The sequence below is a fragment of the Pontibacter sp. HJ8 genome (assembly GCF_054824225.1).
This window is the reverse complement of sequence record NZ_JSYF01000047.1, coordinates 1-10876: the sequence shown is the minus strand read 5'-3', so window position 1 is coordinate 10876 and position 10876 is coordinate 1. Positions and strand designations below refer to the sequence as shown.

The following is a 10876-nucleotide window of genomic DNA, read 5'->3' as shown; positions in this document are numbered from 1 at the left end:
TTCGTTGTCCCAGAAGTTGCCCATGATGACCGGCAGCTGGGTTACGATGTCGGTTACTTCGGTGAAGTCCTCGTGCAGCTTGCTGCCGCAGTTTTCACAGAACCACATAAAGCCATCTTTCTCGCCATCTCTCCTGTAGCGCTCGATCACCAGGCCTACGGTATTGGCCGGGCGTTGCGGCGAATGCGGCACGCGTGCGGGCAGCAGGAATATCTCCCCTTCCCTGATCGGGATATCCACCGGCTTGCCATCTTCGATGATCTTGAGCACAATGTCGCCTTCCACCTGGTAGAAAAACTCTTCGCTCTCATCGTAATGATAGTCCTTGCGGGCATTGGGGCCACCCACCACCATCACGATAAAATCATCGTTGCCTTTGTATACCTGCTGGTTGCCTACCGGTGGCTTGAGCAGGTGGCGGTGTTCGTCTATCCATTGCTTGAAGTTAAAAGCGCGTTGTATGGCCATCGTTTTGTCGGATTAGGTTTATAATGAAGGTACGCAAAAGTTCCTGAAAAAGGCAATGCCGGTTGTGAGGCCCTGCTTTCTGCCATGCAAGTTTAAACCCTTTTACGTACATTTAACATATGAACTTAGACCTGACAAACAAACGCGCGATCGTGTGCGGCAGCACGCAAGGTATAGGCAAAGCCATCGCTCTGGAATTGGCGCAACTGGGGGCCAGCGTAACCCTGGTAGCCCGCAACGAAGCTACCTTACAGGAAACGGCCCGGGAACTGGACAGCAGCAAGGGGCAGCAGCATGATTACCTGGTAGCCGATTTCAGCAAACCCGAAGAAGTGGTGCAGCAGCTACAGGTATACCTGCAGCAACACGAGCAGGTGCACATACTGGTTAACAACACCGGAGGTCCCGCAGGCGGCCCGATCACCAACGCAAAGCCCGAAGAATTCCTCAACGCTTTCAACATGCACCTGATCAACAACCACAACCTGGCGCAGGCGGTGATCCCGCTTATGAAGGAGGCTGGCTATGGCCGTATTATCAACATCATCAGCACCTCTGTGAAGCAGCCGCTGCACGGGCTGGGCGTATCCAACACCATACGCGGCGCCGTCGCTAGCTGGGCCAAAACCATGGCCAATGAACTGGGTCCGTATGGCATTACCGTAAACAATGTGCTGCCCGGCTCTACCCATACCGGCCGCATCACGGCCATTATTGAGAGCCGGTCAGAGAAGACCGGGCGCAGTCAGGCCGAGATACAACAGGAAATGGAGGCCGAAATACCAGCCCGACGTTTTGCCGAACCGGAAGAAGTAGCGGCCGCCGCCGCGTTTCTGGCTACGCCTGCCGCAGCGTATATCAACGGCATCAACGTACCCGTGGATGGCGGCAGGACGGGGAGTTTGTAGCGTTAATTGTTGATTGCTAATTGTTGATTGTTGTTTCCTCTATGACTTCTTCCAACTCTTAATTCTTAATTCTTAACTCTCACGCCATGCAGCACCTACACAACTACATAAACGGCCAGTTGATCATGCCTGTGGGAGGGCAGTATATCGACAACTATAATCCGGCTCTTGGGGAAGTGTACTCCCTTATACCTGACTCGGATGAACAGGACGTGGAGCAGGCGGTAGAGGCAGGGCTGGCGGCTTTCCCGGCCTGGTCCAAAACCCCTGCCGAAAAACGGGGGCAGATCCTGATGCGCATTGCCGACCTGATCGACCAGAACCTGGACCGGCTGGCGGAAGCGGAATCAGTAGACAATGGCAAGCCGCTGAAACTGGCCAGATCGGTGGACATACCCCGCGCCAGCAGCAACATGCGCTTTTACGGCACAGCCATTCAGCACTTTGCTACGGAGGCGCATTACATGGAAGGAACCGAAGCCATCAACTATACCGTGCGACACCCGCATGGCGTGGTCGCCTGCATATCGCCCTGGAACCTGCCGCTCTACCTGTTCACCTGGAAAATTGCCCCTGCCCTGGCAGCCGGCAACTGCGTGGTAGCCAAACCCTCTGAAGTTACTCCCATGACGGCTTACCTGTTGGCCGAGCTGTGTATAGAGGCCGGCTTGCCGGCAGGTGTGCTCAACATCGTGCATGGCTACGGACACAAAGTAGGCGCTGCCATGACGGCGCACCCAAAAGTACCGGTGATCTCCTTCACGGGCGGCACAGCCACCGGCCGAACCATTGCGGCTACGGCGGCTCCCATGTTCAAGAAACTGTCGCTGGAATTGGGGGGCAAAAACCCGAACATCATCTTTGCGGACTGTGACTTTAACAATGCGCTCCATACCTCCATCCACTCCTCCTTTGCCAACCAGGGGCAGATCTGCCTGTGTGGTTCCCGTATCTTCATTGAGCGGCCGCTGTACGAGCAGTTCCGGGATGCCTTTGTGGAAAAAGTAAACGCGCTATTCGTTGGTGACCCGCTGGAAGAAGGCACGAAGTTGGGAGCCGTGGTATCGGAGCAGCACATGCAGAAGGTACTCTCCTACATCGACCTGGCCGAACAGGAAGGGGGCACGATCCTTACGGGAGGGCACCAGGTACAGGTAGCAGGCCGCTGCGCCAACGGCTGGTTCATTGCTCCTACCATTATCGAAGGACTCCCCTACAACTGCCGCACCAACACCGAAGAGATCTTTGGCCCCGTGGTGACGCTCACGCCTTTCGACACCGAAGAGGAAGTCATTCAATACGCCAACTGCACCGACTATGGCCTCTCCGCCACCATCTGGACGCAGAACCTGCCCCGTGCCCACCGTGTGGCACACCAGGTACATGCGGGCATCATCTGGATCAATACCTGGCTTCTGCGTGACCTGCGCACCCCGTTTGGTGGCATGAAAAACTCCGGTGTAGGCCGCGAAGGTGGTTTTGAGGCATTGCGTTTCTTTACTGAGCCACAGAATGTGTGTGTCAAGTTGTAGGCATGGAGAATCAAATCAAGCTTATATTTATAATACTTTGTGTGTTTCTAGGCTTTGTTTTACAATCCAAAGCACAAAAGACAGATAAAGAATTCCTGATTACTGCTACTTCAGTTGGTAATGTTGCCTTAGGCATGTCGATGCAAGATGCTATCAGAATTTCTAAGCAAAAGTATAATGTTGAAGAAATTGAGAATGGCTTTCTGGCTTCATTAGAAGGAGAGAATCTATTTTACTTTTCCATTAAACGCCAAGATGACAAGGTAGGCTTTATTGAAGTTTACTCACCAAAATTTCATACAAAGGATGGGATGAAAATTGGACTCGATATATCAGAAGCTATTAAAGGCAAGAATATTCGAATGGGTTTTGATGGACTCAGCGGAGAAGAATATTTAGCGCCCGATGAATTTCAGGTACCGAATGAGCGCTTCTACGAATCACTTTGTCTTTTCTATGTGAGTTCTAATGTTGACGAACTTTTAGGTGATTATGGTTCATCTGATAATGAAGAGAGCACATATAGGTATAAAACGAACGGTAAAATTTCCAAGATTTTAATCTATTATTGGAATTAAGCTGGTGCGACCATCCTCGCTCGTGTCGAACTATAGGTGGGCCTTTGGTTCAGTTGAGTTACCAACGCAATCTCATATTCGCAAAAGTTGAAAACCCGGGCCAGCATTACCCCAAAATCCTCAATCCAGCACTCCTATCCGCCTAATTCCACCTACTCTTTTACCTCCCCTGCTTTTCTGCGTACCTTTGCAGGATGGACTTTAAAAGAAGAAGACTGGCCGTTACGCTACGTAACCAGATAAACTATCCTTTACAGTTTAACCCCTTCGTATTCAGCAAGATCTTTTTGCTGTGGGTGGCCATTGGCATTGTCGGAGGTGTGATTGCCGGATTTTACTGGACGGTGCTGGAAGGTTTTCTTCACTTCCTGGCCCCGGTGCAGGGGCTTTGGGTTATCCCTTTGATGGCAAGCGCCGGACTGCTGGCGGGCCTCATCATTCACTACCTAGGTGACCCGGGCGAAATGGACCTGATCGTAAACAACATCCGCTTTAAGGGCGGGCACCTGGAGCCGAAGAACAACCCGGCTATGATCCTGTCGTCGTGGCTGTGCATTGCGAGTGGTGGTAGCGCCGGCCCCGAAGCGCCGCTGGTGCAGGTGGTGGGCTCTACAGGCACCTGGATAGCCAAGAAACTCAAAATACGAGGCGAAGACCTGCGCTCGTTAACTATAGCCGGTATGGCAGCGGCTTTTACAGCGCTGTTTGGTGCCCCCCTGGGCGGCACCTTGTTCGCCCTCGAAATTCTGCACCACAAGCACGTAGTAGAGTATTACCAGGCACTTATACCTGCGTTTGTGGCCAGCTGCTCCAGCTACGTTATTTTTATCCTCATCACCCACATCGGCATCGGCCCTACCTGGAATTTCCCGGTATACTCCACGCCTGAGCTCAATGATTTTTTCTACGCCATGCTGTATGCCCTGGCAGGTACGGGGGCAGGCTGGCTGTTTATCTTTGTGGTGCGGCAGAGTAGAAACATGTTTAAACTATTTGGTGTGCCGATCTATATAAAGATGGCTGCTGGAGGATTGCTGATTGGCACCATTGCCTACTACGTCCCCCTCTCCCGCTACTTCAGCCACGATGAGCTGAATGTTCTGCTGGAGGAGCAATTCTCGCTGCAATTTCTGCTTATACTGCTGGTGGCAAAGATCCTGGCGATCAGCCTTACGGTTACTTCGGGCTGGCGCGGTGGTTTTATCATTCCGTTGTTCTTCGTAGGCGCTACGGTGGGCATGATCGTGAACAACCTGTTTCCGGGCCAGAATCTGCCACTGATCATGGTTAGCTGCATGGCTGCCATCAACGCCTGCGTGACCCGTACACCCATCAGCACCATCATTCTGCTCTCCACGCTTACAGGCTTTCATCAGTTTATACCGATTATGTTTGCCAGCCTGACCGGCTTTTTTCTGGCTCCGAAAACGCCACTGATCAACGCGCAATTAGGCGTAAAGGAGTAGGAACCTCCTGCACCTTTACCTGTCTTTTTCTTCCGTGCCTTTATCAAAAGTCAGCGTATTATAGGTATAAACAAGAACAGAGTAGCTTGAAAAAAACCAGTCCCTCTATACAGGCTCCGCTATCGTTTATACTTGCTGAACTGAACACAAGTGAGGAAAAGCTGCGTGCACAAGGAATACATCCGGAAGAGCTGGTAAATATATACAACGACTACCTCACCCGACAGGCGGAACTTAACGGCATTGCGGCGTATACTTCTAACACAATTATGAAGGCAAGAGGAGTGCATGCTGTAAGGTATCGGGTAAAGGATCCGGTCCATCTGCTCCAAAAGATCATCCGGAAGAAAGCGGAGTACCCAGAACGGGTTATCAATCAGCAAAATTACCTGCAGTGGATTAACGACCTCGCGGGCGTACGGGTGCTATACCTGTATAAAGAATCCTGGTCAGGTATAGGCAGGTATATTCAGGAGGTATGGGAGCTGAAGAGGCCGCCGGTTGCTTATATCGGGAATGATGATGGGCTCCTTGTCCGGGAGTTTGCGGAAGCCGGCTGTACTATCAGGCAACACCATCTGGGCTACAAGGCAGTACACTTCGTGATCAGGACGCAGCCGAACAGGCAGGCCTATTTTGTAGAGGTGCAACTCCGGACATTGTTCGAAGAGGGCTGGAGCGAGGTTGACCATACCATCCGCTACCCGGAGCATACCTGCAACGCTTTTGTCAGAGAGCTGCTTACCATCCTTAACCACCTGACAGGACAGGCCGATGCTGTGGCTGGTTTTATGAGAAAGCTCTTACCCAACGCCCCGGGACATACTCAAATACTGACCTTGCTGACAAATGAAAACAGGACCCGGCTTAAAGCCCACATCAAGAAGCTCCCTATAGCAGAGGCGGAAAAGCAACGCTTGTATACCTGCCTTGACAACATGCCAGGAACACGTACAGGTACATAAATGTGCTGCCTAAGTCTAACCTCCTGTTAAATTAAAAAGGCCCGCCTTGTACAGGCGGGCTTTTTCTTTCAAAGATGAAATGCTTACTGATTCTTCTTTTCTGAAGATGGGTTGATCAGGTTGCGCTCCAAAAAGTCTGTCATCATGGTGAAGCGGTGCAGGGAAGTGATGCCGCCACCCACGCCGTGGTTGCGGTTCGGGTAGTAGAAGCTCTCAAACTGCTTGTTGGCGCTGATCAGGGCGTCCTGCATTTCCACTGCATTCTGGAAGTGTACGTTGTCGTCGCCGGTGCCGTGGATGAGCAGCAGCTCGCCCTGCATTTTATCGGCAAAGAACAGCGGCGAGTTGTCGTCGTAGCCTTTGGCGTTCTCCTGCGGCGTTTTGAGGTAGCGCTCGGTATAGATGGTGTCGTAGAAGCGCCAGTTGGTCACCGGCGCTACCGAAATACCGGCTGCAAACACGCCATTGCCTTTGGTCAGGCCCAGCAGCGTCATGTAGCCGCCGTAGCTGTGGCCCCAGATGCCGATGCGGTTCTTGTCCACGTACGGCTGGTTGCCCAGCCACTTGGCTGCTTCGATCTGGTCTTCGATCTCATACTTGCCCAGGTCAGCGTACGTCACTTTCTTGAAGGCAGCACCTCGGGCACCGGTGCCACGGTTGTCCACGCTCACCACGATGGCCCCTTTGTCGGCCAGCACCTGGTACCACAGGTAGTTGGAACCGCCCCAGCTGTTGGTCACCGTCTGCGAGCCCGGGCCGCCGTACACAAACATCAGCACCGGATACTTCTTGTTCGGATCGAAATCAGTCGGTTTGATCATGAAGCCGTTCAGCTGCGTGCCGTCCTGCGTTTTCATGGTAAAGAACTCCTGCTTGGCAATGTTGTACTGGGCCAGTTTGTCGCGAAGTACTTTGTTATCTTCCAGCACCTTCACCAGTTTACCGTCTTTGGCAGTGTGCAGGCTCACGGTCATTGGCGTGTTGGCAGCCGTGTGGTAACCCAGCAAGTACTTGTAGTCGTTGCTCATGTTCACGTTGTGCGTGCCGGCTTTCTCTGTCAGGCGCTGCTTGTTCTTGCCTTTGCTGCTGATGCTGTACAGGTGGCGGTCCAGGGGCGATACTTCCGTAGACATGTAGTACAAACGATCGTTCTTCTCGTCGTAGCCCACATAGTTGCTCACTTCCCAGTTGCCCTTTGTGATCTGGCGCACCAGTTTGCCTTTCATGTTGTAGAGGTACAGGTGGTTGAAACCATCCTTCTCAGAGGAGTGGATGAAGTTTTTCCCATCTTTCAGGTAGGTCAGGTCATCGGTGATGTCGATGTAGGCTTTGTCGGTCTCTTTCAGAACCACATCCGCTTTGCCGGTGGTGGCGTTGGCGTGCAGTATCTCCAGCGTGTTCTGCAGGCGGTTCATCTTCTGGATCGAAAGCAGGTTGCTGTCGTTCGTCCACTTGATGCGCGGGATGTAGATGTCGGTCTCGTTGCCGGTATCCATCTTCACGGTCTGGCCATTGCCCAGGTTATACACCGATACCGTTACGGTAGAGTTGGCCTCCCCCGCCTTTGGGTACTTGAACTTATAGTCCTGCGGGTATAGCTCGCCCCACATCTGCATGTTGAACTCGGGTACTTTTGTCTCGTCGAAGGTATAGAACGCGATCTTGGAGCCATCCGGTGACCAATGGAAGCCCTGCGCGAAGCTGAATTCCTCCTCGTATACCCAGTCGGCGTAGCCGTTGAGGATGGAGTTGAACTTGCCGGTGTTGGTGATCTGGGTTTCCTTCATGTTGCTCAGGTCCACGAAGAACATATTGCCTTCGCGGGCAAAGGCCACCCGCTTGGCATCCGGCGAGAACGTGGCATACATCTGCTTGCCGCCGTTGCTCAGCTTGGTCAGTTTTTTGGAAGCGATGTCATAGACATAAAATTCTGCTTTGGAAGAGCGGCGGTAGATCTGCTCTTTTTCAGTGGAGAAAAGCACTTTCTTCTCGTCGGAGCTGAAGGTATAGCCTTCGAATTTGATCGGGGCGCCGCTGCCTTCCGCCTTCAGGTCCTCTCCTTCTATGATCGTATTCACCGGCTGCCCCGTTGTTACGTCATACCGCACAATGTCCGTTACACCGTTTTTCTCATCGGCTACCTGCGAACTGTAGTAGCGGCCGTCGTTCATCCAGTTCACACCGTAAACGGACTTAGACGAGAAGGTGCCCTTGCGGTAGATATCCTCCAGGGTAACCTCTTTTTTCTGCTGTGCCTGCGCCACGAAGGCAAAGCAGAAGAGCAAAGCAGCCAAAAGGTTTGTTTTAAAGTTGATAGGCATGTGTATAGGGGTTGTTATCGTTTAGCATGCTAATTTATCAGAATTATATGGTTTTGCCATACCTTACAGCCAAAACCATCCTCTCGCACCACTCCGCCAGGTATAGCGCATAAAACAAGCGGCAGCCCTTTACAGAGCTGCCGCTTCACTGAAAACAGGAATGTGTTTCTTTAGAAGTTATACCCAACTGTCAGCATAACGGTATTCAGCTTATCCTCTATGTCTACGACAGGTACAACTGCTCCCGGGTCGTTGAAGGAATAAGGCGAATAGAGGCTGTTGACTTTAGAAGATGCGAAAGCCACATCCGCATAATAGTTGGTCAGGCGCAAACCTGCACCGAAGGTAAACGTGTTGATGCCCCCATCAAAATCTGCGTCCCGGTAAGGGTCACCTGTGATGGCATAACCAGCCCTGAAGCGGAATACTTCATAGCGAGCCTCTGCTCCCAGCCTTACGTTCAGCGCCGACTGGTAGGTACTGGAAATACGACTGTTTACATCATCAAAATAACTGTCGTTGCCTCCAAAATCATCATCTTCTGAGAAACGGGCATTGGCATAGTTCACATACTCCAGGTCTGCTGTTATAAAGCCATACTTCTGTATAAAGACCGCCACCCCACCTGTCGCTCTGAACGGCGTAGTGAGTTTGTACGAAAACTCTCCGGGCACTTCAACTGCGCTGTAGTCTTCGCCAGGCAGGAAAGTAGAGTATAGCGAACGCTGGTAGGTTTCGTTGAAGTTATAGAGCGTAGGCGTCTGTATTGTTGCACCCAGGCGGATAACGTCCGATGGCCTGGCTATAATACCCAGTTTCAGGTTCAGGCCGGTGCCTTTGGTTCTGAACTCATCGCGGAGCTCCAGGTTCGTAAAATCTGACTCAAGGCTTTCCTCGGACTCTCTGAAGAAGCGCTCCTGCCGGAAGTCGGATGTCACAATCCCCAGTGAAGCGCCCAGGTATACCTTATCGCGGTAGCTGGTACCACCTGCTATATCTATCTGGTTCTGGGAACCTCTCCGGATGATCTCTTCCGACTGGTTGATAGTGCCTACCCGGCTTGTCGGAATAGCAAACCCGTTGTCGTCAAAGTCGAACAGAAAAGCACCATAAGCCAGCCCCTCCAGGGTCGAAAAACCTCTGTCGTATTCATCATCCAGATCTTGCTGCGTCCTTCCTTGAAGGTTAGCCTGCTCCGTAAAGTATTCCACAATGGTAGGATCTTCGGCGCCAGCTGTGTTGCGGTAAGAGGTTCTGTTGTTGAAGTTATTGAGCCGGGTAAAACTCAGGCCGAAGGTGGCACTGCGCCAGTCACCCTGTTCGCTTTCGATGCCCCGCTCCGAGAATACAAAGGCGGCATGGGGTATGCCGATGTTGTTGCGCTCATCCGAAGTGGAATTGTTGTTTACGCGGCCTGTCGAAGAGGCAAAGCTCAGGGCCGGGCTGATACTAAACTCCGATCTCCGGAACATTCCCAAGCCGGCCGGGTTAGAAGCAATGGTCGATACATCAGCACCGAGTGCCGTCTGCGCGCCACCTATACCTTGAATACGTGCAGATCCGGTGAGACCATAACGGGTATAGCGCAAAGCGTCTACTTCGTTTTGGGCAAAAGCGGTTCCGCTCCAGCCTAGCACAAGTGCTAAGCTGGCCGAAACAATCTTATTCATTTTCATGCAAATAGCTGTTTTTGATTATTGTCCTCTTCCCGGACGCCCGCCTCCACTGTTAGAATTAGAACGGGCCGGAGGACTGTATGAGCCGGAGCTTTCGCGGGATGGTTCGTAGTTTCTGACAGGCTGGCTGCTTTCACGGCGCTCATACGTTGGCGTCGTACTACGCTGCTCTCGCTGCGCAGGCTGTGTTCGCTCCTGCCGTAATACCGGCTGGGATCTTTCCTGGCGCTGTACAGGTCTGGCACGCTCAACAGGTGGCGCTACTCTGCTGCCCTCATTGGAAGGCGACATACGCTGTATCGGCTGGTTATTGGCTGGCTGCTGCCTCGAAGGCCTTACCTGGCCGCTCTGCGGATCGTAGCCACGGTTTGTGGTGCGAGGTCTGGCTGGCAATGCCTCTTTGGTATCGTCTATCGGATTTACCCGCTGGCCTTCTCTGGGATTGATATTGGCATTGGAGCGTTCTGCCCTGCCTGGTCGTGCATATTCTGTATCGGGCTGCACAGCGCGTTGCTCATCCCGCACAGATTGTGTTCTGTCCGGGCGTCCGCTGATACGGCCGCTGCCGCTTGCCGGCACCACACTTCTCTCACCGCGGGGTCCGTATTGCACGCTTCTTGGGTTAACTACAACCGGGCGATCATAAATGACCGTGTTGCCGCCATAGCCATAGTAATTGTTGTAATAATTATTGTAGAAGCCATTGTAATAGTTGTTGTACGGCCACCATCTGTTGCTATACCCATGGTACGGATTGCGCCAGCCTCCATACCCCATACCATACCCAACTCCGATGTTCACCATGAGTCCGCTTCTGCGATAGAAGGGATCGTACAGGAACGGGTCATAAAAAGGATCGTAGAAAGGATCGTAGCGGTAGGCGTTATAAGGGGTGTAGCGTGTCACGTAGCTGTTGGTCCAGTAAGGATCTACATAAGCGTAGTTAGGTGTATCCCAATTGT

Annotated in this window: 9 protein-coding genes; 5 read left to right on the top strand and 4 right to left on the bottom strand. The window is 52.3% G+C overall.

Annotated features, from left to right (window positions below; genetic code table 11):
* Positions 1–468: 3-hydroxyanthranilate 3,4-dioxygenase (locus OB13_RS02850; protein WP_461488637.1), on the bottom strand; the 468-nt coding region annotated here is incomplete at its 3' end.
* A gap of 119 nt (positions 469–587) precedes the next feature.
* Here OB13_RS02850 and OB13_RS02845 point away from each other — a divergent pair.
* The 5 genes from OB13_RS02845 to OB13_RS02825 all read left to right on the top strand — a co-directional run bounded on the left by OB13_RS02845 (position 588) and on the right by OB13_RS02825 (position 5917).
* Positions 588–1376 (top strand): SDR family oxidoreductase, encoded by a 789-nt coding sequence (locus OB13_RS02845; protein WP_461488636.1) that lies wholly within the window; start codon positions 588–590, stop codon positions 1374–1376.
* An 86-nt stretch (positions 1377–1462) separates the two neighbouring features.
* On the top strand, positions 1463–2908 hold the full coding sequence (locus tag OB13_RS02840) for an aldehyde dehydrogenase (RefSeq protein ID WP_461488635.1): 1446 nt from the start codon (positions 1463–1465) through the stop codon (positions 2906–2908).
* A 2-nt stretch (positions 2909–2910) separates the two neighbouring features.
* Positions 2911–3486 carry a hypothetical protein gene (locus OB13_RS02835; protein WP_461488634.1) on the top strand — a complete coding sequence of 192 codons (576 nt, stop codon included), beginning with the start codon at positions 2911–2913 and terminating at the stop codon, positions 3484–3486.
* A gap of 194 nt (positions 3487–3680) precedes the next feature.
* Positions 3681–4952 carry a chloride channel protein gene (locus OB13_RS02830; RefSeq protein WP_461488633.1) on the top strand — a complete coding sequence of 424 codons (1272 nt, stop codon included), beginning with the start codon at positions 3681–3683 and terminating at the stop codon, positions 4950–4952.
* Positions 4953–5038: 86 nt separating this feature from the next.
* Positions 5039–5917: a RelA/SpoT domain-containing protein gene (locus OB13_RS02825; protein ID WP_461488632.1), complete on the top strand. Its 879-nt coding sequence runs from the start codon at positions 5039–5041 to the stop codon at positions 5915–5917.
* A gap of 83 nt (positions 5918–6000) precedes the next feature.
* On the opposite strand, the gene OB13_RS02820 is transcribed toward OB13_RS02825, so the two are convergent.
* The 3 genes from OB13_RS02820 to OB13_RS02810 form a co-directional block, all read right to left on the bottom strand.
* The gene (locus tag OB13_RS02820; RefSeq protein WP_461488631.1) at positions 6001–8238 is read right to left on the bottom strand and encodes a S9 family peptidase; all 2238 of its coding nucleotides are present in this window, start codon (positions 8236–8238) and stop codon (positions 6001–6003) included.
* A 170-nt stretch (positions 8239–8408) separates the two neighbouring features.
* Positions 8409–9914 (bottom strand): OmpP1/FadL family transporter, encoded by a 1506-nt coding sequence (locus OB13_RS02815; protein WP_461488630.1) that lies wholly within the window; start codon positions 9912–9914, stop codon positions 8409–8411.
* Positions 9915–9932: 18 nt separating this feature from the next.
* On the bottom strand, positions 9933–10876 hold a 944-nt coding region (locus OB13_RS02810; RefSeq protein ID WP_461488629.1), incomplete at its 5' end, for a hypothetical protein.

Coding starts and splice junctions, on each gene's coding strand:
- OB13_RS02845 (WP_461488636.1), top strand. CDS start 588: ATGAACTTAGACCTGACAAACAAACGCGCGATCGTGTGCGGCAGCACG.
- OB13_RS02840 (WP_461488635.1), top strand. CDS start 1,463: ATGCAGCACCTACACAACTACATAAACGGCCAGTTGATCATGCCTGTG.
- OB13_RS02835 (WP_461488634.1), top strand. CDS start 2,911: ATGGAGAATCAAATCAAGCTTATATTTATAATACTTTGTGTGTTTCTA.
- OB13_RS02830 (WP_461488633.1), top strand. CDS start 3,681: ATGGACTTTAAAAGAAGAAGACTGGCCGTTACGCTACGTAACCAGATA.
- OB13_RS02820 (WP_461488631.1), bottom strand. CDS start 8,238: ATGCCTATCAACTTTAAAACAAACCTTTTGGCTGCTTTGCTCTTCTGC.
- OB13_RS02815 (WP_461488630.1), bottom strand. CDS start 9,914: ATGAAAATGAATAAGATTGTTTCGGCCAGCTTAGCACTTGTGCTAGGC.